Source organism: Algoriphagus pacificus (assembly GCF_017254845.1).
Taxonomy (GTDB): domain Bacteria; phylum Bacteroidota; class Bacteroidia; order Cytophagales; family Cyclobacteriaceae; genus Algoriphagus; species Algoriphagus pacificus.
In genome coordinates, this window is record NZ_JAFKCU010000003.1 from 218265 (window position 1) to 245139 (window position 26875).

The 26875-nt window shown below is 38.1% G+C and carries 28 protein-coding genes; 11 read left to right on the plus strand and 17 right to left on the minus strand.

The genetic code is table 11. The features are described 5' to 3' along the window. Positions 1-250: 250 nt before the first annotated feature. Positions 251-1597 carry a Gfo/Idh/MocA family protein gene (locus J0A69_RS13430; RefSeq protein ID WP_206587120.1) on the minus strand — a complete coding sequence of 449 codons (1347 nt, stop codon included), beginning with the start codon at positions 1595-1597 and terminating at the stop codon, positions 251-253. Between the two features lie 14 nt (positions 1598-1611). Continuing rightward, positions 1612-2994, minus strand: a complete 1383-nt coding sequence (locus tag J0A69_RS13435) for a 3-keto-disaccharide hydrolase (RefSeq protein WP_206587121.1) — start codon at positions 2992-2994, stop codon at positions 1612-1614. Between the two features lie 171 nt (positions 2995-3165). On the opposite strand from J0A69_RS13435, the gene J0A69_RS13440 reads away from it, so the two are divergent. After that, positions 3166-4329, plus strand: coding sequence for a THUMP domain-containing class I SAM-dependent RNA methyltransferase (locus J0A69_RS13440; RefSeq protein ID WP_206587122.1), 1164 nt, complete (start codon positions 3166-3168; stop codon positions 4327-4329). 77 nt (positions 4330-4406) lie between these two features. Here J0A69_RS13440 and J0A69_RS13445 read toward each other — a convergent pair whose 3' ends face one another. The 4 genes from J0A69_RS13445 to J0A69_RS13460 all read right to left on the minus strand — a co-directional run bounded on the left by J0A69_RS13445 (position 4407) and on the right by J0A69_RS13460 (position 9779). Further along, positions 4407-5918: a DUF4301 family protein gene (locus tag J0A69_RS13445; RefSeq protein WP_206587123.1), complete on the minus strand. Its 1512-nt coding sequence runs from the start codon at positions 5916-5918 to the stop codon at positions 4407-4409. A gap of 98 nt (positions 5919-6016) precedes the next feature. Beyond that, positions 6017-6769, minus strand: a complete 753-nt coding sequence (locus J0A69_RS13450) for a LytR/AlgR family response regulator transcription factor (protein ID WP_206587124.1) — start codon at positions 6767-6769, stop codon at positions 6017-6019. Then, on the minus strand, positions 6766-8589 hold the full coding sequence (locus J0A69_RS13455; RefSeq protein ID WP_206587125.1) for a sensor histidine kinase: 1824 nt from the start codon (positions 8587-8589) through the stop codon (positions 6766-6768). The genes J0A69_RS13450 and J0A69_RS13455 overlap by 4 nt, the downstream gene beginning before the upstream one ends. Further along, positions 8586-9779 (minus strand): histidine kinase, encoded by a 1194-nt coding sequence (locus J0A69_RS13460; RefSeq protein WP_206587126.1) that lies wholly within the window; start codon positions 9777-9779, stop codon positions 8586-8588. Before J0A69_RS13460 ends, J0A69_RS13455 begins: the two co-directional genes overlap by 4 nt. A gap of 337 nt (positions 9780-10116) precedes the next feature. Here J0A69_RS13460 and J0A69_RS13465 point away from each other — a divergent pair, with 337 nt between their 5' ends. Continuing rightward, positions 10117-11160 (plus strand): hypothetical protein, encoded by a 1044-nt coding sequence (locus tag J0A69_RS13465; RefSeq protein ID WP_206587127.1) that lies wholly within the window; start codon positions 10117-10119, stop codon positions 11158-11160. 40 nt (positions 11161-11200) lie between these two features. Here the strand turns inward: J0A69_RS13465 and J0A69_RS13470 are convergent, their stop codons facing one another. From J0A69_RS13470 to J0A69_RS13480, 3 genes are read right to left on the minus strand one after another with little or no spacing between them, the layout of a single operon-like run. Then, positions 11201-12064 carry a 5-oxoprolinase subunit C family protein gene (locus J0A69_RS13470; protein WP_206587128.1) on the minus strand — a complete coding sequence of 288 codons (864 nt, stop codon included), beginning with the start codon at positions 12062-12064 and terminating at the stop codon, positions 11201-11203. Further along, a complete protein-coding gene (gene pxpB, locus J0A69_RS13475; protein WP_206587129.1) occupies positions 12061-12747 on the minus strand; it encodes a 5-oxoprolinase subunit PxpB in 687 nt (228 codons plus the stop codon). The genes J0A69_RS13470 and pxpB overlap by 4 nt, the downstream gene beginning before the upstream one ends. Beyond that, positions 12744-13463, minus strand: a complete 720-nt coding sequence (locus J0A69_RS13480; protein ID WP_206587130.1) for a LamB/YcsF family protein — start codon at positions 13461-13463, stop codon at positions 12744-12746. The genes pxpB and J0A69_RS13480 overlap by 4 nt, the downstream gene beginning before the upstream one ends. 132 nt (positions 13464-13595) lie before the next feature. Here J0A69_RS13480 and J0A69_RS13485 point away from each other — a divergent pair, with 132 nt between their 5' ends. Next, entirely contained in the window at positions 13596-13721 is a 126-nt protein-coding gene (locus tag J0A69_RS13485) for a 30S ribosomal protein THX (RefSeq protein ID WP_206587131.1), read from the plus strand. Between the two features lie 34 nt (positions 13722-13755). On the opposite strand, the gene J0A69_RS13490 is transcribed toward J0A69_RS13485, so the two are convergent. The 5 genes from J0A69_RS13490 to J0A69_RS13510 form a co-directional block, all read right to left on the minus strand. After that, positions 13756-14055: a hypothetical protein gene (locus tag J0A69_RS13490; protein ID WP_206587132.1), complete on the minus strand. Its 300-nt coding sequence runs from the start codon at positions 14053-14055 to the stop codon at positions 13756-13758. Positions 14056-14112: 57 nt separating this feature from the next. Next, entirely contained in the window at positions 14113-14622 is a 510-nt protein-coding gene (locus J0A69_RS13495) for a YdeI/OmpD-associated family protein (RefSeq protein WP_206587133.1), read from the minus strand. Positions 14623-14633: 11 nt separating this feature from the next. Continuing rightward, positions 14634-16076 carry a hybrid sensor histidine kinase/response regulator gene (locus tag J0A69_RS13500; RefSeq protein WP_206587134.1) on the minus strand — a complete coding sequence of 481 codons (1443 nt, stop codon included), beginning with the start codon at positions 16074-16076 and terminating at the stop codon, positions 14634-14636. A 10-nt stretch (positions 16077-16086) separates the two neighbouring features. After that, positions 16087-16530 carry a response regulator gene (locus J0A69_RS13505; RefSeq protein ID WP_206587135.1) on the minus strand — a complete coding sequence of 148 codons (444 nt, stop codon included), beginning with the start codon at positions 16528-16530 and terminating at the stop codon, positions 16087-16089. A 104-nt stretch (positions 16531-16634) separates the two neighbouring features. Beyond that, entirely contained in the window at positions 16635-18110 is a 1476-nt protein-coding gene (locus tag J0A69_RS13510; protein ID WP_206587136.1) for a sensor histidine kinase, read from the minus strand. A gap of 152 nt (positions 18111-18262) precedes the next feature. On the opposite strand from J0A69_RS13510, the gene J0A69_RS13515 reads away from it, so the two are divergent. The 6 genes from J0A69_RS13515 (at position 18263) to J0A69_RS13540 (ending at position 21610) form a co-directional block, all read left to right on the plus strand. Then, positions 18263-18415, plus strand: a complete 153-nt coding sequence (locus J0A69_RS13515; RefSeq protein WP_184496782.1) for a lmo0937 family membrane protein — start codon at positions 18263-18265, stop codon at positions 18413-18415. A gap of 46 nt (positions 18416-18461) precedes the next feature. After that, positions 18462-18647, plus strand: coding sequence for a CsbD family protein (locus J0A69_RS13520; protein WP_206587137.1), 186 nt, complete (start codon positions 18462-18464; stop codon positions 18645-18647). A gap of 24 nt (positions 18648-18671) precedes the next feature. Beyond that, positions 18672-18926, plus strand: coding sequence for a hypothetical protein (locus J0A69_RS13525; protein WP_206587138.1), 255 nt, complete (start codon positions 18672-18674; stop codon positions 18924-18926). 118 nt (positions 18927-19044) lie between these two features. Next, positions 19045-19416 carry a response regulator gene (locus J0A69_RS13530; protein ID WP_206587139.1) on the plus strand — a complete coding sequence of 124 codons (372 nt, stop codon included), beginning with the start codon at positions 19045-19047 and terminating at the stop codon, positions 19414-19416. 11 nt (positions 19417-19427) lie between these two features. Next, positions 19428-20849, plus strand: coding sequence for a sigma-54-dependent transcriptional regulator (locus J0A69_RS13535; RefSeq protein WP_206587140.1), 1422 nt, complete (start codon positions 19428-19430; stop codon positions 20847-20849). A gap of 272 nt (positions 20850-21121) precedes the next feature. Beyond that, positions 21122-21610, plus strand: a complete 489-nt coding sequence (locus J0A69_RS13540) for a Dps family protein (RefSeq protein ID WP_206587141.1) — start codon at positions 21122-21124, stop codon at positions 21608-21610. 66 nt (positions 21611-21676) lie between these two features. Here J0A69_RS13540 and J0A69_RS13545 read toward each other — a convergent pair whose 3' ends face one another. After that, the gene (locus J0A69_RS13545) at positions 21677-22705 is read right to left on the minus strand and encodes a sugar phosphate isomerase/epimerase family protein (protein ID WP_206587142.1); all 1029 of its coding nucleotides are present in this window, start codon (positions 22703-22705) and stop codon (positions 21677-21679) included. Between the two features lie 187 nt (positions 22706-22892). Here J0A69_RS13545 and arfB point away from each other — a divergent pair, with 187 nt between their 5' ends. Beyond that, positions 22893-23312, plus strand: a complete 420-nt coding sequence (gene arfB / locus J0A69_RS13550; protein WP_206587143.1) for an alternative ribosome rescue aminoacyl-tRNA hydrolase ArfB — start codon at positions 22893-22895, stop codon at positions 23310-23312. A 12-nt stretch (positions 23313-23324) separates the two neighbouring features. Here arfB and J0A69_RS13555 read toward each other — a convergent pair whose 3' ends face one another. Beyond that, a complete protein-coding gene (locus J0A69_RS13555) occupies positions 23325-23471 on the minus strand; it encodes a lmo0937 family membrane protein (protein ID WP_206587144.1) in 147 nt (48 codons plus the stop codon). Between the two features lie 308 nt (positions 23472-23779). Beyond that, positions 23780-24439, minus strand: coding sequence for a metal-dependent transcriptional regulator (locus J0A69_RS13560; protein ID WP_206587145.1), 660 nt, complete (start codon positions 24437-24439; stop codon positions 23780-23782). A gap of 113 nt (positions 24440-24552) precedes the next feature. Between J0A69_RS13560 and J0A69_RS13565 the strand changes: the two genes are divergently transcribed. Then, a complete protein-coding gene (locus tag J0A69_RS13565) occupies positions 24553-26832 on the plus strand; it encodes a TonB-dependent receptor (RefSeq protein ID WP_206587146.1) in 2280 nt (759 codons plus the stop codon). The last annotated feature ends 43 nt before the right edge of the window (positions 26833-26875 follow it).

The following is a 26875-nucleotide window of genomic DNA, read 5'->3' on the forward strand; positions in this document are numbered from 1 at the left end:
TAGTGGATTTTACGCAATCGATTGCGCCTTTAATTTGAGCCGATAATCAGATTTCAGAAAAATTATTTAAATGATAAATTACCCTTTAAATAGTTGCGGATATGCTAAGAAAGAGATTGAAAAAATGTGGAAATTTTAACGGTTTTTGACTTATTGAAAATTTTTAATTAATGCATGAAAACAAAAAAAACACCTGTCAATATGGTAGTTGACAGGTGTTTTTATGGTTTTTGATCAAAAGTTTGATTTATCAAACTGTTGGCGGTTCCCAGCCTTTTTCATATTCCCTTGTCCACAGTGCTTTTGCATCGTTGGAGTTTAAGATATGCCCATTAGTTGGGTTACAAATCAATGATTCACCAGTTCTATAGGAGATGTTTGCCAAATGACATAATAAGGTGCTGACAGCCCCTTCTTCAATGGTAGAATTTTGCTTCTCCGTGCCTCGGATTGCCTCAAAGAAATTGGCAACATGGATTGTACTCATGTCCCCACCGCCTCCAAGCTGCGTTCCACCTTCATTATTTCCAGATATGTTCTCTTTGACAAGTTTTCCTGATCTATCGTAATGCTTGTATCCACCACGATCCACATAGACGGTACCTTCAGAACCATAAATAATAGTTCCTCTGTCAGTTCCATAGGTTTTGTAGTTGTTTCGGCTTTTTCCATCCCATTGGATTACTGATCCATTTTCAAACTGATAGGTTGCCTCCAATGTGTCATACATGGTCCAGCCATCTTCAGGGAAGTGATATTTGCCTCCAACCGTAGATACTTTGGTAGGATAGTCTACCTGCAAAGCCCATCTCGCTACGTCCAATTCGTGAGTGGCATTATTACCAGTCTCGGCTGTTCCATAATCCCATCCGTACCAATGCCAGTTGTAATCCCAAGTATCGTGAGTATAAGCTCTTCTTGGAGCAGGTCCTTGGAACAATTCCCAATCCAAACCTTGCGGTGGTGCAGCAGGAGTAGGGTTTACTACAGCTCCACGAGAATTGCTGTAGAAAGCCTTTGCCATTGATACTTTTCCAATAGCTCCTCCATGAATGGCTTTGATGATCTCTATACTTTCAGGAGCGGATCGCTGCTGATTTCCCATCTGGATCACATTTCCATATTTTTTCTGGATGGCAATTAAGATTTCACCTTCTCTTGGATTATGACTACAAGGTTTCTCCACATAGACATGCTTTCCTCTTTCAGAAGCTAACCAAGTACCTGGTGCATGCCAGTGGTCAGGAGTAGCGTTGATCAAAGCATCAACTTCCTTATCCTCCAATACCTTCATGATATTGCCTTCCAGCTTAGGTTGATAATCAATGTGTTTTGAGAAATTCTGAGCTGCTTTAGTCATCTGTGACTCCATCACATCACAGAGATACATCAGGTTTACATTGGTTTTAGGAAGTTTGATTGGTTCATAATAGGCTCCCAATCTTCTTCCTAAGCCAGCAATTGCGACATTGATTCTTTCATTTGCACCTAAGATATTTCCATAACTTTTCGCTGAAAAACCTAGACTTCCAAGTGCTGAAATCCCCACAGTTGCTGCAGCTGATTTCTTGATAAATTCCCTTCTATTGTTCTTCATCGTTATTCTGGGCTTTAGTTTAATGTCTTGATTTTAATGTTTTTGAAGCTTACTTCATTTCCATGATCCTGCAATAGAATATGACCTTGCTCTGCTTCGCCGAAATTAGGCCAGATTTTATACTTGCTGATTGCTACTAAATCTCTGAATTCCTGAGATCCACGATCGTATTCCAAAACTTTGACACCATTCAAATAATGAGTGACATGATTATTTGGCTCAACCACAACTCGACCTTTATTCCATTCTCCAATTGGATTCATAAATCTAGGCTGCTTGTCTGCAGTGATCAAATCATAAAGACTAGCAAGGGTTCTGTTTCCATCTCTACCCATTTTCGCATCTGGGTGCATCTCGTCGTCTAAGATTTGATATTCCAAACCTATTGCAGATCCTTTATTTCCTTCAGAAAGAGTGACAAAGTACTTTAATCCACTGTTTGCTCCTTCGGTTAATTTGAATTCAAATCCCAAGTCAAAAGCAGAAAACTCCTCAGTAGTTACAATGTCTCCGGCATTTGCTGATTCCTTTCCATCTGAAGCGGCGATAGTAAGAATGCCGTCATTTACAGACCAACCAAAATCAGGGAATGTCTCTTTATAAGCACCTTTCCAACCTTCAGAGTTTTGTCCGTTAAACAATAATTTCCAACCAGTATTTTTCTCGTAATCAGTCAGTTCATTCAATCTATTGTTGACCACATAAATCGAAGAATTGAATGGTTGAGGATCTAAATTTGTGGTTTTGATTCTTACGTTTTTAAAGTAGGTCTTATTTCCTTCATCTTCTGGGTTTCTGATACTGTGTACCTGAAGTCCTACAAAACCGGTTTTATCCATGTCATCAACGACATAGGCAACCTCTTGACCATTCAACCAAGTTTTGATTTCATCACCGATTACTTCGATTCGGTAATGATTAAATTCTCCCATTTTAAATAGGGATTTTGCAGCAGGGTTCAAATCAAGAGGATATAACCAACCTCTTCTTGCTTCGTCATAAATTCCTGCAGACCAAGCACGATCACTTGGATCTGCTTCAATTTGATATCCAAAAACCAGGCCTTTGCCGTCTCTAGCTGCAGGATCATATTGACCGCGGGCCATTACGCCGGAATTACTGGTAGGGTTTTCTACTTTTAAATCAAGTTCTAAAATATAATCGCCGAAAGTTTCTTCGGTAATCAAAAAGGTATTTGGAGATCCTGCAACTGCGGATCCTTCGATGACACCATCTACAACTTCAAATGTGGCAGTACCAGCTACTGGTTTCCATCCAGTCAGGTCTTTTCCATTAAACAAATCTTTCCAATCATCCTCGACTTTTGGTTCAATGGAACATGCCATCAATAAGACACCTGAAAGCATTATAAGGAATAGATTTTGGGCTTTTTTCATAAATTTTTTGATTTAGGGATAGGTTAAAATTCCTGATTTCAACCCGCCCGAACAACTTACACTGTTTTCAATTTACGCAAACGTTTTCGAGTTTCAGCCTTAAAAATCGATGAATGAGAGATCCCTATTTTGAATGGGGAAAGAATCGGATGAACTTTCTTACTTTTGCACATGCTTGATTTTGACCAACGAGGAAAAGTATTCATTACCTGTAAAGATCGCTTTGCGACATACCTGGAAAAAGAAGTTAGAGAACTGGGTTTTGTGCCTGAATCTGTCAGCCGTACAGGCATAGAATTGAAGGCCAGTTTGGAAGAATGTATGGACTTAAACATGCATTTGAGAACCGCCTCCCAAGTGCTTTTTGAAATCAAATCTTTCTACCTCCAAAATGCTGACGACATCTATAGAAAAGTAAAGGCAATAGAGTGGGAGGAGTACTTGGATGTTGATGGTTATTTTTCTGTAAGCTCTGTGGTAGACAATGAAAGTGTCAATAATCCAATGTTTGTAAACGTCAGGGTGAAAGATGCCATTGTAGATCGTTTCAGGGACAAAACTGGCAGAAGACCTGATTCAGGATCCGATTTTCAGGGCTTGGTTTTCCAACTTTATTGGAAAGGAACTCAAGCATCCATGTATATCAATACCTCAGGTGAAACAATTGCCAAACACGGCTATAGAAAAATCCCTGGAAAAGCGCCGATGTTAGAAGCTTTGGCAGCAGCTTCGATTTTTGCGACGGAGTGGAATACGAGAGTTCCTTTTGTAAATCCCATGTGCGGTTCCGGAACCTTAGCTATCGAAGCAGCTCTTTTGGCTACCAAACGTTATCCAGGATTGTATAGAGATAATTACTCCTTCCAATATATTTTGGGATATCAGGATGAAGCATATCAAGCCAAAAAGAGAAAGCTTGAAAAAAAGATCATGGAAGTTCCTGAAGTTAAAATCATTGCTTCTGACCTTTCACTTCAAGCCATAGCTTTCGCAAAGGAAAATGCAATTGTTGCTGGAGTTGATCATATGATCGAGTTTAAGGTTTGTGACTTTGCTGAAACAGAAATCCCAGAAAGACCCAGAGGTGTAGTCATTTTTAATCCTGAATATGGCCAGAGACTTGGAGAAAGTCTGGAACTAGAGGAAACCTATAAAAGAATGGGGGATTACATGAAACAAAAGTGCCCCGGTTACAGAGGTTATATTTTTACTGGTAATATGGAGCTGGCTAAGAAAGTCGGATTAAAAGCCAGTAGAAGAATCGAATTTTGGAACGGCACCATTGATTGTCGCCTATTGAAATACGATCTCTACGAAGGGAAAAAAGAAGAGTAACTTGATTTGGGATATTTGATTTCGGATTTCGGGTTTGTACAGAATTCAATCCGAAATCCGAAATCAGCAATCCGAAATTATTGATGTTCGTCTCTTAGTAAGTCGTTTACTGTTTTGACTGGATTGAAAGTGATCAAAGGCACTTCCACAAACAAGGTATTCCAACCAGCCATGGCGCCATTCCATAAGCCTGGAAGTTCCAAAGCTTTGAGATCTCTGCCACTTTTTGATTTTTCTGTAATAAAGCCAGTCATCATATCCCGATACTCTAACAGATCAAATTCATTCCCTTCAAAATCCTTGGTACCACAAACCAGATCTACAGGGTTAAAGTGTGTAGAACCTTGGAAATGCTCTTTGGTAGCAGGATCGCTCAGATCAATCTGAGCTGTTTCCGCAATCTGAAGTGATAGCGAACCATCCGATTCTTCTACCCAGAATGGACCGCCACCTGGTTCACCAGTATTTTTTACCATACCACAGACACGGATAGGTCGGTTCAATTTGGATTTTAGATAAGCTCCTCTTTCTGAAGTGGATTTTCCCGAAAAATCTGAAGGGAGTTTTGCGCCTAAATGATGGGAAAATACATGTTCGGCATGTTTTACGGCTTCCTCATCCATTCCTTTACTCAAACCTAGTAATGCTTCGAAAACTCTTTCCTGGATTTCTAAAAGAAGACCACCAATAGCCATCTTGTAATCTTTGGTTTCACCTTTGAGTCTATCTGGCACCACATTGTCGATATTCTTTATGAAAATTAAATCAGCAGAAATATCATTTAAATTTTCTAGTAAAGCTCCATGACCTGCAGGTCTGAAAAGCAAGCTTCCATCATCCTCTAGAAATGGTGAATTATCCATCGAAACAGCAATGGTGTCTGTTGACTTTTTCTGCTGGGAATAACTGATATCGAAATTGATTCCGTGATCTTTTTCAAGCTTTGGCAGGATGGAAGCAATTTCTGCTTTGAATTTTTCCTCATGTTCAGGAGAAACAGTAAAATGGATTTTCACTGTGTTTCCTGCTCCGGTTGCGTATTGAATACCTTCAATCAAATGCTCATAGGCTGGAGTCCTTCTTCCATCTGGATAGGAATGGAATCTCAAAAGCCCTTTGGGTAAATTTCCATAGCCCAATCCCTCATCCAAAAGCAAAGCTGCCAATATGCCTTTGTAGTCTTTGGTGTCCAACTTCAAAGCAATACTGCTGCCTTCCTCTTTCAGCACATTGTCCAAGTCATCATAAAAGGCAAACTTCTCGATGTTATTCATAAACTTCTGAACAAAGGAAGATTTGGAGATATCTCCATCACCATCCAGAAATGAGAAAAGATCTTTGAACATTCTGGAAGCTGCACCACTGGCAGGTACAAACTTGACAACTTCAATTTGAGAAGCTTTTTCAGGATAGGTTTTTTTGAAATGAGCCAATTCCTTTTCGCTCAGTACTTTGATTCCATTTCCAGGAGTAGCAGGAGCCACGATTTTTAAAAAAGGAAAGCCATTTTTGAAATGGCCAATTTGTTGTTCTACAACATCAGGGTTCATGCCCTGCGACAAAATCTTTGATTTTAAGCCAGCATCCATGGTTTTTGGGTTGAAATAGTGATACGTTAAGATAGCAGGCTATTTGACTTTGCTCAAATCTAGGAGAGACTTTTTCTGAAATTATTTTTCTCAGAAATCTAAATTCCCATTCGTTTCATGAATTCTTCACGCTTGGAGTTTGAGATGCTGACTTGCTTTTCATTGTTCATCACGATGTAGCCGCCTTCGGATCTCACAAACTTTTTGACTTCTGAAAGATTGATTAAAAAGCTATTGTGAACTCTCATAAAATTTAAGTCTCCCAAGATATTTTCATATTCTTTGAGGTTTTTGCTGACTACAAGTTTCCGGTCATCTGTCAAATGAAAATCTGTATAAGACCCATTTGCTTCGCAATAGCTGATCTGATTTGCTGGAATGAATTCAACACCTTCTGCGGTGGAAAGACAGATTTTTCTGTTTTCAAGACTTGGCGACTGAAAATTATTCAGCAGATTTTCCAAGAGATTTTGCCTGGATTCAGATTCGATAAGAGACTTGGCTTTTTGGACAGCCTCCAAAAGCTCTTCCAAATCGATTGGTTTGAGAAGGTAATCGATGGAACTGAATTTAATTGCCTTGATGGCATAATGCTCAAAGGCTGTAGTAAAAATGAGATGGAAGTCCAAATGCTTTACTTGCTGCAAAACATCGAAGCCAGTACCAGTCTGAAGCTCAATGTCCATAAATACCAAATTGGGGCGCAGGCTGGAAATTTTCTCTACTGCTTCCTGAACTGTAGAAGCTGTATCCATTACAACAACCTCCGGACAGTATTCTTTGAGAAAGGCTTTGAGGGTTTCTCTACTATGAAATTCATCCTCAACGATAATCACTTGTAGTGTTTTCATTGCTTAGGGATTTTAATGATCACTTTGGTACCGGGATTTTTATCCTCAAAGAAGATATACTCTTCTGATTCTGTCCATTTATTACCGAGCCTCAAGCGCTCATGTGTCAGGCTCATTCCTCTAGAGGGGCGATAATTGGTTCCTTTTAGTTTTTGTGCTGCTTCTCTACCAATTCCATTGTCTTCTACTTCACAGATTATGAATTCCGGTGAATCAAAAAATCTGATCCAAAGTTTTTTGTCCTCTGATTCTTTTGCCATCAGTCCATGTTTGATCGCATTTTCTACAAAAGGCTGAATAATCATCATCGGTACCTCTTCAAAGCAGATTTCAGAATCTTTGGGTGTGATTATCTCATAGGAAAAGGCATGGTCAAAACGTAAAGATTCCAGATCTAAATAGACTTTGAGCAGTTCGATTTCCTTTTCCAATGTCACATGGACATCCAGAGAATTCTCTAAAATCTGCCGGACAAACTTGCTGAATTTGGAAAGGTATTTTAAGGCTGCCTCTTTTTGACCACTGCTTATCAAATGCTGAATAGAACTTAGACTATTGAATATAAAATGCGGATTGATCTGAGCTCTGAGTGCGCCAAGTCGGGTTTGAAAAGTCTCCAATTCAGCAGCCCTTTTTTCTGAGCTGATCGTTTTGATTTTGTAGGATAGACCCAGTGCGAAAATGGTACTTTCGATTGCAGAACCAGTGATCATGTAATCCAGGTCCATCAAAAACATGGTCAAAAGAGCGCCAGTGGTAAAGACAATTGTGCCTCCCAAAACAAAGTAAACCAGCTTGACTTGGTAAACTTTCCAAAGGTATCCGACACCGATAAATGCAAAAGCTGCCATAAAATAACGTTGCCAGTTCATCAGGCGAGCTTGAAGCAGGCTATAGGGATCATTCCAGACCAGCAGACTTTCCTGTACAAGGAATGCTATCAACAAAATGGCAACGAGTTTTACAATCCTATCGAACTTCGGAAGCTTTTTAGGTAATTCCAGAAAGTGACGGATAAACATAAGGTAAAAAGTATTGATCAAGATCTGTGAAACGGTTGTCAACCAAAAGAAAAAGTGAGGGTATTCATATCCAAAATTAGCAGCTAAATAGGGACTGATTCTGGAGTAATAGATCAATTGGAATAATAAAAAGAGTCCATAATAAATGTATTGACGCTCTTTCATATTGAAAAAGAGAATCAGATTAAAAACCATCAATACACTGGCAACTCCAAGAAAGAAAAATGCAAGCACTTGGCTTTTAAAAGAGCTGATTCGGATGAAATTAGAAAAAGTATTATGTGCTTCAGGGCTACTAAAAGCGAATTTGACATTGGAAAGATTTGGGGTAGTCCGTACATAGATTGCCAGTAAATACAGTTTCAGGTCAGCGGGGATTTCTGATTTGGCGATTGGGAAATATAAAGGACTTTCAAGATTCGTCTGATGCAAATCGTTTTCTTCCAATCGATTGAATGAAAGACCAACCATCTGTCCATTTCTGCGGATGAAAAGAGCTCCTTTTACCACCGAACTTGGATAGAAGTAAATAGAATCCTGGGAAGCAATTTTTTCTAACTGATTTTCCAAGTCGATTTCAAACCAATAAACTTTTCCAGGCAAGGCAATTCCCAAATTCTCGGTAGTGATAAATTCCAATTGAGAGCGGTTTTCAAGAATCTCCTCAATGCTCATTGCTGAATCTAAGACCAAGACTTTTGGATAAACAGGAATTTGATAGGGAAAGGGACTAACCTGAGCAAGGGAAGAAAGAGTAATTAGAAAGCTGAAAAGTACTCCGAGGAAAATTGCTTTCATGGAATAGCCAAGTTTGGAAAAATAAGTTGTACAGCTTTTATATTTCCCTCGCTGCTGGGATTACTTGATTCAGTGACTTTTGATTTGATCTCAAAAGGTCTGATTTCATTAAGCATATTAACATAATCTTCCCACGGAGTCAAACTTTTGAAATAAGAAGATGACTGCTGCGTATCGGACTCAGAGGATTTATACTTGATAAGTACATCAAATTTTACTTCCTGATTTGAAACGTGAAATGAGATTTCGATTTCAGAATTCCCATTGGATTTAGAGATATGCTCCTCTAATAGATTCTCAATCAAACTTTGAACTATAATCGCGGGGATTTTGGCATGAGGATGATCGTTGAGATTTCCTTCAGAGATGGAATAACTCAGTTTGTCATCATATCTCAATTTCTGAAGCTGTAGATACCAATTCAGCATTTGTAATTCCTCGGATACTTTGACTGATTCTTCGTGAAGTTGGCTCATGAAGTACCGAAGTAATTTGCCGAAAATGCTTAAAAATCGAAGAGATTTTCTCTTGTCCTCAAGAAGGATGTAATGCTGGATGGCATTGAGAGAATTGAAAACAAAATGAGGACTAAGCTGTGCAGAAATTGCTTCTATTTGAAGTCTATTTGCTTTTTGTTGAATTTTCCATCGCTCGAATTCAGACTCTTTAATAGATTTTAATGCTCTCGTTCGTGCTATTTGGCTGGCATAAATCGAGGCAACAGCCAAAAGGATTTTTAAATGATGCTCTGTAAAATAATTAGCTGCCGAATTTTCACTATCGATGACTCCAATCACTTTTCCTTCTAGAAGGATAGGAACAGCAATCTCGGAAAGTCGGAATTCATCATCTGTGATATAGTCTTTCTCTTCTCTGGTATCATGGATAATTAAGGGTAAGCCTGATGCAGCAACTTTACCAGTGACTCCTTCTCCTATTTTTATTCTTAAAGCATTGATGATTTCATTTCCTTCAGGATTCTTAGGGCCAATCGCAGCTTTTTGCTCCAAATATGTTTGGCTTTCATCCACTAGATAAACCACAGCATCCTCAAATCCCAAAATCGAAATGCAATTCTTGACCATGTCCCAAAGGATATCCTCTTCAGTTTCCAACTCTACCATTGAATTGGAAAAATGAAGTAAGATCTCTTCAAAATCTGAGGGGGTGATATTTGGAATATTGTTCAAGCTTAAAATGAAATTAATGAGATAATGGACTGAATCATTCAAGTCGAATGGCTAGAAATCTACTCAATAAAATACTTGCTTTTTATTGAGATGAATGAATGCGGGTTTTCAATTGACGGATGGGCTTTTTCAATTGATGAATAAAAAACACAGCTAAAAAAGGCCTCAAAAACGCTAAAAATGGCATTTTTTCAATCTATCAATTGAAACCTGCATTTCGTCAATTGCCAAGCCTCATTCATCTATTTACCAAAAATCCCAGAAAAAGACCGCCTATGTTTGAATCGTCCGAAGCAGGAAAGCTTCAAAAAACGAAACAAACAAATTTTATAAAATCATGAAAAAGTATCTTTTTATTATCGGAGTTGGAGCAATGTTGGTTAGTACATCTTGCGATCCACAAAATGAAGAATCCTTGTTTGCCGACGTTGATCAGGCAGTAGTAGAGGATAATGCAGGAGACCCAAATGCCAGAATTGGCAGAAACAATGGGTTGGCTTTACAGAAGCTAGCGTATGATTATGAAGTTGCAGAACAGGCTTATTATGCTTTAATGAAAAACCTATCTCCGGGAATGGGAAAGGCGATGATAGAAGAAAGCAGAACTAAGGAGGAATTCATAGAAAAGATGATTATAAAATCCATAGGAATTTTTGATGAAGCTGTAATGGAAAATGGTCATAAGATGAGCATTTTGGCAAAAAGGAAACACGAAGCGTTAGCTGGCGGTGAACATGAAGTTGAATATGATATTGCTGCAGGTGCTTTGAGGTCGTCTGCTGCGTACCTTAAGATTGGAGATATCAAAGGAGAGTCTACAGATCATGAATATAAAGTCGCTAAAATCTTTGAGTTAATAGGTAATGGTACTAGTGGCAGTAAGGGCAACCCTTGGAATGATAGTATCCCACCTGTAAAAGCACCTGAAGTTGGTGAATTGGGTGATTTTATTTTGGGACTTTCACCAAGAAATATCGATCCAGCGTCATTGGATGGAGCACTTACTGACTTGGAAATTAATTCTGGGGTTGAAACAGTTTTGATTGGCCTTTTATTGCCAGCAGTACAAAAAGTAAGAGAAGCGGCTGGTCGAACAAATGCTAGAGGTAAGGCTGATATACTAATTGAATCACTGGGGGTTTACGGATTGAATGCCGATGATGATCTAAGTTCTATGTATCAAGTAGGAGCATTGGGTTCTTTAGGATTCCTTACTGGGGATGAATATGATACGGCTGATGAATTTGAGGATTATGATGAATCAGGAGATGTCGATTGGGCAGCGCTTCAGTTGAATAGAAAGAAATTTGAGTTCGAAATGTTTCTGTTGTGGGAAAGATTCTGGGATAATCATCATTCTGATCCTACTGGAGGAAGATAATTTCAGGGAACATTTTTTCAGGCCCCGATGCAAATCGGGGCTATTTTATTTTAAACCTAAATTTACTTCCTGCCCTTTTTTGAGAAAGCTGTGCTATAGACTTTTCCGGAAGTTGTAAAACCCGAGGATATCCACCAGTCACCTGGGCATCTTTCATTAAGACAATCAGTTTCCCTCCAGAGGTTAATTGAACTGTTCCTGGATAGACTGGAGCAGTTGCCATTTCCTGAAGTAGGTTTGGAACCAATTCTTCAATCTGAAAAGCCATTCGATTGAGGAGTTTTGAAAGTGTAAAAGTGGAGGAGTTAAGAGCTTCTTTGGATTCAGTATCCAAAAACCTCCATTCTGGTCCTTTGTAAACTTCCAAAACCTCGTCCTCTAAATAATCTCTGCTTATTTTTACTTTGGCTCCTTTAGTAATTGAGCTACTTTTTCCTTTGAAATAGCTCAAGTTATTTCCTTTAGAAAGCTGGGAGATTGAAGTGATTCCTTGGTAAAAACTCCTACTTCCAAGAATTTCATCTGTTTGAAAACCACCTTCGATTCCGATGTAATTGATGGCTCCCAAAGTCTGAGCACCTATTTCCAAAATATCTCCAGATTCGACTGGGATTACTTTATCTAATGAAATCAGATTTTCATTTAGTTTAATTTTTGCCAAAGCTCCGCCAACACAGATTTTTGTGGGTGCATTAAATTGAAGTTTTAATCCAGGCTGAAGTGTTTCGATGACAGCTGCATTCTCCGAGCTTCCTAATAAATAATTCACCCATTTCATGGCAAAAGCATCCATAGCACCAGATACAGGAACTCCAAAACCAGAAAAACCAATTCTTCCTAAATCCTGAATACTTGTACCAGGGCCTGTTTTAATCACAGTGAGTTCTGCCAATTCCCTTTTCATTGATAGCTCGGTTTGGAAGGGTTTCTCTTTAATTCATTAAACTCTTCTTTATCGATTGAGATGAACTTGATTTTATCTCCCGGTGAAGCAAAAACTGGGGGAAATGCAGTCGGATCAAAAAGTGAGATTGGTGTCTGTCCGATGATGTGCCAACCACCGGGGCTCGCACTTGGATAAATTCCTGTTTGTGATCCGCCTATTGCTACTGACCCTGGTTCAATACTTAATTCTGGTATTTTTTTTCTGGGACTATGCAAAAGTGGATTCAGTCCTTCCAAATACATAAATCCCGGCAAAAAGCCGAAGAAATGAATTCGGTATTCCGGTGTAGAATGAAGATGAATGAGTTTTTGAGGTTCAATATTTTTACTGGAAGCAAGGCTGAGCAAATCTTTTCCATGCGCCTCATCATAACAGACAGGAATCTTCCAGATTTTGCTGGAAAGTGTAATGCTCTGGAAATCAATTTCATTTTTTTCGAACCATCGATCTATTAGCATTTCCTTTTTCCAGGATATTCCAAGTGACTTAAAACCGATTCTGATATCAATGATTTCCTGTTGGAATTTTTCTTCCAACTTCACTTTTAGTGCGAGTTGCCTTTGCAGCAATTCATCCGAAACCTCCATATCCCAATGGAATTCTGAAAGAGTCGGGGTAATCTGAAAATAGCTAGGCATCATTTCCACCAGTGCTTTCTGATTTTTGGTAAGAACTCTAATAAGCCGGGGTTGTCTCCATGAAAACAAAGTGTGTCGGCTTTAATAGCCAATTTCTCCCCAGTAATTGCCTGAATATAATCTTGCTCTAAAATGCTTTGAAGATGTTTTGATATTGAAACTTCATCTGTCAATAATGAACCTGAAACATTTCTTGAAACCAAAGAAAAATCATTTTGATAAGCTCTATCAGCAAAGACTTCTTTTCGGATAGGTATATTCTTTTTCAGAGCGAATCGCTCCATCTGGGAATTTGGGGGAACGAAAATAAGGATGCCTGGATATTCTTGTTTATAAAATGTGGTCAGGGAATCAGCTAGATCAGAACTGGCAGCTGCATCATTATATAAAGCACCATGCATCTTGATATGATCTATTTCCAGACCTAATTCAGTAGCGACTTCTAAGAATAGATTGATCTGTTCCTGAATACTTGCCAGAAGATTTTCCATTGAAATCTCCATTGATTTCCTTCCGAAATTTTCCTTATCAGGATAGGAGGGATGAGCTCCTATTTTCGTATCATTTTTTTTTGCTTGTAGTAGTGTTTGGAGAATAGAATTCCGGTCTCCGAAATGTCCACCACAGGCCACGCTGGCGGTATCTATCCAAGGAAAAATAGCTGCTTCATTCGCAATTCCCTCGCCTAGGTCACAATTTATTTCTGGCAATCTTTTCATCTCTTACGAAAGATGAAAATTCGAAGCTATTCAGTCAAGGAATTCCAGTTCTTTATCGCAAAAAGACTCAGTTCTTGACATTTTTTTTACTCTTTTTTAATTTCGATGTAAATCAAATTAAACCACAATTTTATGGGAAAAGGAGATATTAAAACAAAAAAAGGAAAGACCAATAGGGGAACTTTTGGTGCCAGTAGACCCAAGAAAGCTTCCAATAAAGAAGCTAGAAAAAAACAATACGAATTGAAAAAATCTTAAAAAAGGAAGAGGGCAAATCGCCCTCTTTTTTACTTTAGTTTCTAGGATATATTTTAATTACTTCTCTCGTTTCGCCATCGATTTCAATTAAAATTGGTCCCAATAGCGCGTCTTGAGAGGTATTGAATAAGACTTCATAATTACCATTTCCCATTTTTCGCACGATCGCTTCCTTCCAGTTTCCTATGATTGTTTGCCTGGAATTTTCATCAAGGTAATTGTAAGCTATTTCACGGATTTTACTGAAATCTGCCTCTTGATCATCTTTATCCTGACAAGATGCTAGACCGAAGAAAAATGAAAATAGAAAAAGGTAAAGAATTGATTTTTGCATGGGAATTAGTTCGTTTCAGTTGAAGACGAGCTAGATCCTCCGAGTGTTAACAAGCAACTAAAGATTATTATAATATTTGATCAGATCATTGAGTTGTCTGAAATCCAATTTCCCTTTTGCCAATCTCAAATGATGCATGATGGCCAAGGATTTTTTCATGCGACTTTCTGAGTTTTTGACTTTAGTAACTAAATAGACCAAGCTTCTTTGTTTACCTGGGGTCAGAGATCTGAAATAAGCCGTCCCTTCTTCATCCTGATCCATCAGAATCTGGAATTCCTCTGGAAGCTCATGGCCAAATTCACTTTCATCCCTTTCCATTTCTATGGACAACAAATCACCGGTTTCAAGCTTGAGATTGTTTCTGATTTGCTGATTGACTAGAATATACCAATAAGCTTTTGCTTTCATGAGAGCCATATGCCATGGCCCTTGTTGGTTGATGGAAACTAAAACCCTGCGGTTGTTATTTTGTAGAAATTGGCTTGAAATTTCATCTGGGACAGGTACATGAAAGCTCCAATGATTGAAATCGAAGCTTTCTAATTTCTCCTTAAAATGTACCATCTCAAATTCATTTAGGAACTAAGATTGAAGCTGATTAGGAATGTAGTGCCCATTCCTTCTTCGCTTTTCACACGAATTGAACCTCCATGGCTTAAGATGATATTTTGGGTATTTGTCAATCCCAAACCAGAACCAGTCGGTTTGCTGGTGAAAAACGGCTCAAAAAGCCTCTCAAGATTTTCTTTAGGGATGCCTACTCCGTTGTCCCGTATTTCAATTCTGCATTGTTTTGCTTTGATGTAGGTTTTAACAATCAGTTTTCCTCCATTTTCTGGCATGGCTTCTACAGCATTAACCAATAAGTTGATTAAAGCGATTTTTACTTTTTCTGCATCTACATCAATATTGCATATCTCAGCTTGATAATCTTTGATGATTTCAAAACCTTTGATCTCTATGCGATCATTGACTTGCTCCAAAGCCTCATCCAGTAATTGATTGATGGAATGGCTTGCTACATCCAACTCAGAAAACCGGGTACTTTCCAAAAGTTGAGTAACCAATTGATTGATTCTGTTGCAATTTCGCTGAATCACCTCGATTAAGTCTCCACTTTCTTTTTTCACTTCTTCAGGAAGCTCCATCTGAAGCTGATCTGCTGATAGAACGATCGTTGTCAAAGGGTTTTTTACTTCATGGGCCAAAAGACGGGCAATTCTCCCTGTAGAGCTGAATTTTTTCAGATTGAGTTCTTCTTCCTCTTTGGCTTTCATTGCCGTAAGATCTTTGATTAAGACCTGAAAGAGGTTGGAATCTTGTTTTACAATACTGATCAAAGCATTGATGTAAGTGTCTTTGCCAATACGTAGCTCTGCTTCGAATTCATAGAGTTCAGACTTTTTTCCCAAAACCTCCATTAAGACCATTCGTGAAATTTCATCTACGATAAGGTCTGTAAAAAAATATCCAAGACCGGAATCCTCAGAATGTGGTTCTAAGCCAAACTTCTTAGTGAAAATAGGATTAGCTTCCAAAATTTTACTGTTGCCATCCATTAACAAAAACGGATCACCAGCTCGCTCGAAAATTGATCGGAATTTTACTGCAGCTTTGTCGAGAGATTCCATGAGTTGGGCATCCCGAATGGCATATCTTAAAGTTCTATCGAGAGTTCTGGCATCAAATTCTCCTTTTATCAGGTAATCAGAGGCACCAATTTGAAGTGCTTCCCGATCGATAGTCCCTGTATTCATACCCGTCAACATGATGACCGGTGCATGTTTTTGTTTTTTCTTGATTTCTTTGATCAACTCCAAACCTGTTTCCTTACCAAGTTTATAATCGACCAAAAAGACATCGAAAAAATCGTTTGCTTTCTCTAATGCCTCCTCATAAGACGCAGCAGATTCAATTTTATATTCAGGTTCTTTTATCTTTTTGAGAATCGAAGAAAATAAAAACAAATCATCGGGATCATCATCTACATATAAAATCCGGATAGTCTCTGAACTCATCTTTTAAAATTTAAGCAGGAAGTTTAACGGTATTTGACCAGTAGTTTTCAATTTCTCTAGCGACTTTGACCAAACCGTCAAAAGATCCGGGTTTAGTGATATAACTATTACTTCCCATTTTATAAGTTACCTCAATGTCATCTTTGAGGTTTGAAGTAGTGAAAATTATCACAGGAATTTTTTTAAAATCTTCATGGCTTTTAATTTCTGCCAAAGCTGTTCTCCCGTCTTTCTTTGGCATATTCAAATCCAAAAGGATAATGTCTGGGATAGGATATAATTCCAAAGAATCAAAAGGAGCAACCCGATTAAGGTATTGAAGCAACGCTTCTCCATCCGCAACGCAAGTGATACTCTTTTTAGGAAGGGTCTTCTGAAAGGCCTTAATGATTAATAACTTATCGTCGTCATCATCTTCGGCTACAAGAATGTTAATTGGTTTTTTCACTAGCATAAGGATTTTATTTGGCACTATTTAAAGAGTAAACTTGACATTCTTATGGCAAATCAACAGCCCATAAGTTAATAGGTATAATTTGGTTTTGGTATAAAATGTTTTTAAGAAGTGATAACTGGTAACAAAATAGTGAAGACCGAACCATGATCTTTTTCACTACTTGCATATATTGTTCCTTTATATTTTTCAATGATCTTTTTAGAAATTGATAACCCAATTCCTGTGCCTTCGAAAACATCTCTGCCATGAAGCCTTTGGAAGATGGCGAATATTTTCTCAGCATAACCTTCATCAAATCCAATCCCGTTGTCCTGGACAGTTATTTTGTAATATTCCAAATCTGGATCCAACATAGGATATTCTAATACTTCATCTTGTGTGGCAGAGACACTTTTTATTTCAATTTGAGGAGGAATATCTGGTTTCGAAAATTTCAGGGCATTTGAAATCAAGTTTTGGAAGACCTGCCGCAATTCTGTTTCTTTTCCTAAAACTGTTGGGAGTGGACCGATTGTAACTTCAGCTTTTTTTTCATGAATCGCGATTTCTAAGTCATCCACCACATTTTCGGCAATGCTGGAAAGATCGATTTCAACTTCCTTTTCAGAATTTTCCCGACCTGCTCTGCTATACTCCAACAGGTCTGTGATCAGCCTTCTCATTCGATTTGCTGCTACGGTAATCCGATCAAGATATAATTCACCCTCGCCTTCGATTTTGTCAGAATACTGTTCAATTAACAAATCAGAAAACGCAGTGATTTTCCTTAATGGCTCTTGCAAATCATGGGAAGCAACGTAGGCAAACTGCTCCAGTTCTTTATTGGAATCATCCAAAAGATAGAGTTGGTCCTGAAGCTTTTCCTGATAATTCTGAATCCTTTTGGCAGCAATTTGCTGGGCTTTGTTGTAGTGGAAAATAGAAAACAGGGTAATAAAGCCAACTGAGATAGAGAATAGGGAAATCATCCCTACTATAAAAGGAAGGGCATTGATATTATTCAGCAAGGAGCGGTTCTTTTCTACAAAGACTCTATTTTCCTCATCATTGATATCTGTGACAACCATCTTGATTTGCTTATATCTGTCCAAAGCTGAGTTGACTCGATTCGGACTGACAAAACCTTCCAAAGAACCGTTTTGCTGGTAATAATTGACTGTGAGCTCAAATACTTCTACCCGCTCTTTAATGAGCGCTTCTAATTTTATCAGGTTTTCCCGTTGTACTGGATTTTCGTTTGTTAAACCTTTTAATTGATCTAATAACAACTGCGCGTCAACCAAGGACTGTCTATAGAAAGACAAGAAATCCTCATCACCCGTAATGACAAATCCCCGGATATTTGTTTCCCTTTCCAAAATAGTTGCATAGAGCTCACTGGTTCGCTGGAGAATATCCTGTGTTTCCATCAGACCCGATGTGTAAAAACTGATTCGCTGGGAGGTCCAATAAGAGACACCACTGCCGACCATAATTAAAATCAATGAAATAATTGAGTAAAGTTTGATTTTAGCCATGGAGGGATTGTTACTTTTAATTAGCTCTTGATTGCCAGATTTGGGGAATTTTTTTCTCATTTCTCAGGATTTTCCAAGTTCTGATAGGTAGTTGGCCCGGTGAAAACGTGCTTTTTCGGGAAGTTAAGGCACTTTTTTCAATTATCAGACATCTAGGCATAAGCATTGGATAAATGCTATCAAATAAAACTTTCAACTATAACCACAAAACCATGAGTTCTCTATTGTATTTTATCGCAGTAATTCTTCTAATCGGATGGCTGATTGGAGTATTTGCTTACAGTGCTACAGGCTTGATCCACGTTTTACTTGTATTGGCCGTGATAGCAGTATTATTCCGTTTGATTAGCGGTAGGGGCGTCTAGTCCTTTTTTTAAATCAGAAACAAGTTTTAACCTATACCAACTAGAAATGAATACCACAGAATTAAAAGGAAACTGGAATATTCTCAAAGGAAAATTAAAGCAGAAGTATGGTGATCTTACCGATCAGGATTTGACTTATGCTGAAGGAAAAGAAGACGAGCTTTGGGGACGAATCCAGAAAAAAGTCGGAAAAACCAAGGAAGAAATAATGACCGACATCGAAAACATTTGAACTTCCATAAATAAAAAACAAAAAATGAAAAAATTAGCTTTAAATAAAACCATGTGGTTAAGCGGATTAGTTACCGGAGCATTGGTAGGCGCTTACCTTTATAAAAATAAAGATCAGTATGCTTCTCAAAGAGAAAAGTTGAATGGTCTTCTTACAGATTTACAAAGTGTTGCAGGAGATTTGAAATCAAGATTGCTGGCAGCAGGTCAGGAAGGATTTAATGCTACCAAATCTGCTCTAAACTCTGCAAAAGAAGTAACAAAAGAAAAAGTGCAATAAGGTTTAAATTTCAAAAAAGGTGCAGTCCCTGGCTGCACCTTTTATTAAATTACCTTTCAAAAATGATTAAATAAAACTGAGTATAGTACTCTGAAAAAATTCCAAATGCCGAAACGTGATGAAGAATAATGTGATCCTTGTAGTGGATGATGAATTAGAAATCAGGGCGCTATTATCTAGATTTCTTGCTAGAAAAGGTTTTGAAGTAGTATCTGCTGGTACTTTGACAGAAGGAAGAAAATTAGTGGGTGAAAAGCATCCCAAATTAATTTTTCTAGATGTGAATCTTCCGGATGGAAATGGCTTAAAAGAATTGAAAAAGTGGTCTTTGGATTTTGATTGGCTTCAAGTCATCATGATGAGTGCTTTTGATCATCAGGAGGCAAGAGATGAAGCTATTGAATCAGGAGCAATCCATTTTTTGAGCAAACCTTTTAATCTAGCCAAGCTTGAACAGGTAATTAAAAACGAAATTTCTCACAACAACTAATATATATAACCATGGCAAAGATTTTAGTAATCGATGATAACATTGATATCTGCCAATTGCTTGAGCGTTTTTTAACTAAGAAAGGATACGATGTTGAGACAACCATTTCGGGAAAAAATGGTCTTGAAATGGTCAAAAACACCTATTACGATCTTATTTTTTGTGATTTTAAATTACGTGATATGGAAGGCCGGGATGTTCTGGCCAAAGTCCGGATTATATCACCTGGAACTCAGGTAGCAATAATTACCGGATATGCAGATGTAAAAATAGCTGTGGAAGTAATCAAAAAAGGAGCTTTTGATTATATCACCAAACCCTTGATTCCCGATGAGATCATCAGTTTGATAGAGCGGGCTTTGGCAGTTAAAAAAGAATCAAAAGTCCAATCAGTAACTTTTGAAAAAGCAGATCCAAAAGCAAAAAAGAGCTCGGATAAGTCCGAAGCTAATTCTGACTTTTTGAAAGGCTCCGGAAAAGAATCCAAAAAACTACATAAAGAAGTGAAGCTTGTAGCCCCGACCAATTTGAGTGTGGTCATTTATGGGGAAAGTGGAGCTGGTAAAGAAAATATTGCACGTTTGATCCATGATCAAAGTGAAAGAGCAGGAAAACCTTTCGTCGCTGTCGACTGCGGAGCCTTAACCAAAGAATTGGCAGGAAGTGAGCTTTGGGGTCATGAGAAAGGAGCCTTTACAGGAGCCCATTCAGAAAAACCAGGTCAATTCGAGCTTGCTGACGGAGGTACTATTTTCTTAGATGAAATCGCCAATCTCTCCTATGAAGTTCAAGTAGGCTTACTCAGATTGGTTCAGGAGCGGAAGCTTAGAAGAATCGGAGGGACGAAAGACAAATCAATTGATGTAAGAATTTTGGTAGCCTCAAATGAAGATTTGAGAAAAGCTGTTCAGGAAAACAAATTCAGAGAAGATCTCTATTTCAGATTTAATGAATTCAGTATAACTGTTCCACCGTTGCGTGAGCGCAAGGATGATATTGAAGCTTTTGCTCAGCATTTTCTAGAACTTTCCAATAAGGAACTGAATAAATCTGTCGAGGGATTTGACGAGGAAGTAACCCAAGTGTTTATGGAATACGTTTGGCCAGGAAACCTTCGTGAAATGAGAAATGTAATTCGTCGTGCTACACTTTTGACCGATGGAGATAAGATGACTGTTTCAGCTTTACCTCCTGAAGTAGTTTATGCAAGAAAATTCAATTTTACCGAATCAACTTCTGATGGTTCAAGTTCAAACGGACATCATAAAGCTTCTAAAGCCCCGGCCAATCTTAAAGACGCTGCGGCTGAAGCAGAAGCTGAGGTTTTACGAAAAGTACTAGAAGAGGTAAAGTATAACCGAACCAAAGCTGCCAAGCAATTGGGAATTGATCGGAAGACATTGTTCAATAAAATGAAACAATATGATCTATAAGAGATAACGCCAGCCTAACCAATTTTAGCCTTCCATTTGGAAGGCTATTTTTTTGTGTTATAGATTCAACAGATTGGGGAAATTTATTCGGAACGGTTTTATCCAGATAAAGAACTGAAAAGTATAAAAAATCGGATTCTACGGCTGTTTTGAGTGATATCAAAAGATTCTATCAGGATCTACTAGGATTATAATTGATTCTTTTGAAGGTGCTTTTTTGGCTGAGGCCTTGCATTAAATATGGCATGGATAACTTAACTAACACTAAAACAATGAGTACTAATAAAGCAACATTATCGAATCATTTGAAACTGGATGATAAAGCAATGAAAAATTTGGCTGGTAATATGAATGATTTACTATCTGATTACCATGTGTTTTATCAGAATGTAAGAGGATTTCACTGGAATGTAAAAGGTGAGAACTTCTTTGATCTTCACGTTCAGTTTGAGGAATTGTATACTAAATTATATCAGAACATTGATGATTTGGCGGAACGAATCGTGACTATCGGATTCAAGCCACTTCATGCATATTCTGATTATTTGAAAAACAGCATACATAAAGAAATCATGGATGTAAGCAACGGAGATGAATGTGTAAAACATGTCATCGATGGTCTAGGTGTATTGGCACAATCTCACAGAAAAGTAGCTAATGAGGCCGGAGACGCTGGTGATATTGCCACTGAAGATATGTTGACAGCTTTTGTTGGCGATCTTGAAAAAAGAATGTGGATGTTTACTATGTTTGCTAAATAATAGATTACCAAACACAACCAAATTAAAAAACCGCAGTGAAAACTGCGGTTTTTCTTTTTTACAGAATTAGGAAAGTGCTTTTTCGCAAAACTCCACACATTTCTGAACTTCCTTGACAGCATCTGAACCTTCCGGTACTTGGTATTCCAGTTCTATAGTTGCAGGGAATTTATATTTATTGGTCTGAATCAATTTTAAAAGCTGAGGAATAGGAGTGTCCCCGGTTCCCCAAGGTAAATTTCCTTTTCCATTTGCAGGAGTTTGTCTATCCTTGGTATGCATACTTAGTATATGCTTATGCTGCTTTTCAATCAGCGGAATCAAGTCCGTATTTCCCGCAGCGATGTAATGACCAGCATCTAAGTTCAATCCATTTTTTGGGCTTTGAGCGATTGCTGTATCCCAAAAACTGAAAGTTTCCTGCTCATGGCCATGGTATCCTACTGAGACTCCATGCTTCTCCGCCATTTTGCCCAACTTCAAAGTATGTGCGTCGTCAGATGGATGCTCCAATGTGATATGAGATGCACCCAAAGCTTTTGCGGCTTTCATTCCATAATCGATTTCTGCATCTGTATTGTTTTTGCCGAAAGCATTTGGCTTGAAAGCATAAATACTGACTCCAGCCGCTTTATACATTTTTCGAAGATCTTCGAACTTCTTCATATCTGCTTTGGCTCTCCACTCAGCTACCGCTTTCCCATGTGCTTCACCAGCAGCTCTCATTTCATCCAATTCAGTTTTTTCTGCACTGCTAAGTTCAGTTCCTTGCCTTTGTTTACCCATTAATTGAAACATTCTGGATCTGTTAACCGGTGAGGCTGGCATTCCTGCAAAGCTTTCTGCAGGATCTCCCATTAATTCAATTGCACTCAGTCCAGCATCAGTTACATATTTCAATGTAGCTTCGGCACTTTGATCAGGCATGGTTCGAAAGGAATAGGTTATACATCCTATTTGAACTCCATTGATTAAAGAATTTGGTTTGTTGTAATGCTTGAGGATAGCGGGAGCTCCCTGAAGCCAAGCTGGAGCAGTAATCAATCCTGCAGTTCCAAGAGCTGATTTAATGAGAAATTCTCTTCTGTTTTTCATGATATTTTGGGTTAGTTAATAGGGTGAGACCTGTTTAATGGACTTAAATTAGCACTTTTTTGATTTAATAGATTCAAAATAATCTATCTCATCATATGAATGGATAGCAGGTAATTATATCATTTAAATGAAAGACTTAACTTGCTTCAATTAAAATAACCCGAATAGAGCTATTCATATTCAAGAGATGCAAAAAATTAGAAATAGAATTGAAAATGGAGATTTCCTTCCTGAATTAACTTTTCAAACCTCCCGAAGCAGTGGTCCAGGAGGACAAAATGTAAATAAGGTTGAAACAAAAGTTCAGCTTTCTTTTGATTTGAAAGCCTCACAGAATTTATCGGAAGAGGAGAAGGAAGTACTTTTTAAAAAGCTAAAGAATAAAATTACCGAAGAAGGCATTTTGCAAGTGCAGTCGCAGGAAAAACGATCCCAACTTCAAAACAAGGAATTGGCGATCAAAAAATTTTATGGGTTGATTCAGAAAGGACTAGAAAAGAAAAAGGCTAGAAAACCTACAAAGCCGGGGAAAGGTGCAATTGAGAAACGCTTGAAAGCCAAAAAATCTCAAGCTGAAAAGAAAGCAAATAGGGGGTGGAAAGCCTAAACCTTCCACTTGCTATTTACCTTTGATAAATCGAATTGCAATTGCAAGGACTGCTAATACCAGAAGAATATGGATCAATCCTGTGACACTGTATATAAAAACTCCTACTAGCCAGCCAATCAGCATGATGACGGCAATCACATAAAATAATGAGTTCATGACGTTTGAATTTTAGTTTAAATCATTTTAAACTAAATATTCCAAGGAGTATACCGAATTAATGAAAACTGTATAAATATCTGTAAAACAGTGTTTTGTATTTATTTTTAAAAAAATATAGAAATAAATATCCGGGAACTTGGGGTAAAAAATCCTCCTTTGAGGTCATTTATTTCTTGGAAGTTTAAATGAGCTTATGCCTATTTCTTGGATTTATTTTTGACCAAAAGCCTTAAGATTATTAAACCAAGTAGGAATCCAATGATAAAAAGGAAATAGGTATTCATATTTGTTTCAATTTTAAGAAGTTAAGCTAATACTCTAACAAGCAGTCTTTCACAGACTTTTTCACTCAATGTCTCAGAAGGGTGCCCATCATAAGTAACGACCATACTTTGGTCATAGGTTTCAATTGATATTATTTTCAATTCTTTACCCAAACTCAAATTACGACTATTCAAAAACTCAAGAAATTCTGTTGAAGAATTTGTTAAAGCAGCAAGAATCACTTGCTGTCCGACTTTGCATTTGGATAGCGTTAAAAAATTAATCTCTTGAATCCTGCCTTGTTTATCCGGAATAGGGGAACCATGCGGATCCAAAAGTGGGTGACCCATCATTTCATCCATTCGGTCAAAAAATTTAGGAGCATGAATATGCTCTACTTGCTCAGCGATTTCATGGACTTCTTCCCAACCAAAACCCATTTTATTGACTAAAAACATCTCTGTAAGCCTGTGTTTCCGGATAATTAAAGCAGCAGCTTTTTGTCCACTAGTCGTCAATGTGACTGGTCTATATTTTTCATAAATCACCCAACCGCTTTTTTGAAGATTTTTCACCATGCTATTCACGGTAGGCATGCTGACTTGCATCTGCTGCGCCAGCTCAGAGATATTCACCTCGCCAGCTTCATTGGCAAGGTTAAATAAGGACTTCAGGTAGTTTTCTTCTGTTTGTGAGGCCATGTCCAAATGATTTAGTCTTCAAATATTAAATAAAATATTTAGAAAACAATTTTGTTAGATAGATCTAACAAATTACTTTTGACGTATCTAATACTTTCTAAAACTCTGAATTAATGCTTTCTAAGCTCCTTTTTGTTTTCCTTTTACTATCAATTCCCTTAGCGATTCAAGCTCAGGAATTTAGGATTGAAGGGAAAGTTATGTCAAGAAATGAGCCTTTAGAATTTGCCAATGTCTTGATCAAAGGCACCCAAAATGGGTCAGTGACAGATCAAAATGGACTATTCAAGATTTTAGTGAAAGAGAAGGGAAGCTATACCATACAGATTTCCAGCATTGGATTCAAAACTCTCAATAAAACGATTCAAGTGCCTCTGGGCAATTCAGATGAGTTAGTGTTTGATTTGGAATCGATTGATGCGGGACTTGATGAGGTAGTAGTCAGTGGAACTATGCAAGAGGTTTCTAAATTGGATTCCCCTGTTCCAGTAGAAGTCTATTCAGCTAATTTCTTCCGAGCAAATCCCACACCTTCCGTATTTGAATCTCTCCAAAATGTAAATGGAGTTCGGCCTCAGATTAATTGCAATGTCTGCAATACTGGAGATATCCATATCAATGGTTTGGAAGGTCCCTATACCATGATTTTAATTGATGGAATGCCCATTGTATCAGGTTTGGCAACTGTTTATGGCTTAACTGGGATTCCTCAATCTCTGATCAATAGGATGGAAGTGGTCAAAGGACCTGCATCGACTCTTTTTGGTTCAGAAGCAGTGGGCGGATTAATCAATGTCATAACCAAAAATCCTGAGTCTGCTCCATTAGTTTCAGTAGATGCTTTTGGAACTGGTTGGGGAGAAATCAATACTGACCTAGGTTTTCGCAGCCAAATAAGCCCTAAAATCCAATCATTAACTGGGATCAGTAGCTTCTTCTATGACAATCCAATCGATAACAACGGAGATGGGTTTACTGACTTGACACTTTCTAAACGAATTTCAATCTTTCAAAAATTCAATGTTAAAAGGAAAGAAAACAGGCTTTTTAATGTAGCTGGACGATATGTTTATGAAGATAGGTGGGGAGGTGAAATGGATTGGGATAAAAGCTATCGTGGCGGAGATGAAATTTACGGAGAAAGTATCTATACGAGTAGATGGGAATCTTTTGGTACTTATCAATTACCAACTAAAGAGCCACTCAATTTTATGTTTTCTGCAAATGGGCACCATCAAAACTCTGTCTATGGAACGACTATTTACAATGCCCAGCAGACCATTGGTTTTGGTCAGTTAACATGGACTAAAACTTTTCAAAAGCATAACTTTTTGACTGGTTTGGCTTATCGATACACATTTTATGATGATGACACGCCTGTAACATCTTCAGAAGATGGCAATACCAATCGTCCATCAGAAATCCATCTGCCAGGAGCTTTTATCCAGGATGAAATCAAAATCCAAGAAACACAAAGTATCCTCCTTGGAGCGCGATGGGATTATAATTCTGTTCATGGATCTATCTTTTCTCCAAGGTTTAATTACAAGCTTTCCTCCTTGGATAAAACAACTGTTTTGCGACTTTCCATCGGTAACGGATTTCGAGTTGCCAATGTCTTTACTGAAGACCATGCTGCTTTGACAGGAGCTCGGGAGGTGGTTTTTGAAGAGGAATTAAAACCAGAACAAAGCTGGAATACCAATATCAACTTGGTTAAAAAAATCTACTCGGATAAAGGCACTTTTGTAGGTCTAGACGGGACTGCATTTTATACCTATTTCACAAATCGAATCATTCCGGATTACGAGACAAACCCGAATCAGATTATCTATGCCAATCTTGACGGAAACGCTGTTTCAAAAGGAGTCTCATTAAATGTGGATTTAGCTTGGGCAAATGGGTTGAGCATTACAACCGGAGCAACTTTGATGGATGTATCAATTGAAGAAGAAGGTAACAAAACTAGGCAGTTATTGACTGAGAAGTTTTCTGGAGTTTGGTCTGTAGGGTATGAAATTATGAATTGGGGGCTTACGATAGATTATACAGGAAATGTATACAGCCCAATGAGATTGCCTCTTTTGGGAGAGCTAGATGACAGAGCTGAATATTCTCCATGGTGGAGTATCCAAAATATCCAGCTGACCAAAAGACTGGGAGAGAGCTGGGAACTCTATGGGGGAGTGAAGAACTTGTTGAATTTCACTCCACCGGCAAATAGTATAGCCAGATCTTTTGATCCATTTGACAAACAAGTGGACTTTAATTCAGATGGATCAGTGAAGCCCACTCCTCAAAATCCAAATGCTCTCACATTTGATCCGACTTATGTTTTTGCACCAAATCAGGGAATCAGAGGATTTCTTGGAGTTAGGTTCAATTTGTATTAAGAGTTGAAAAGAAAAAGCCCTGAATTTCTTCAGGGCTTGGGGG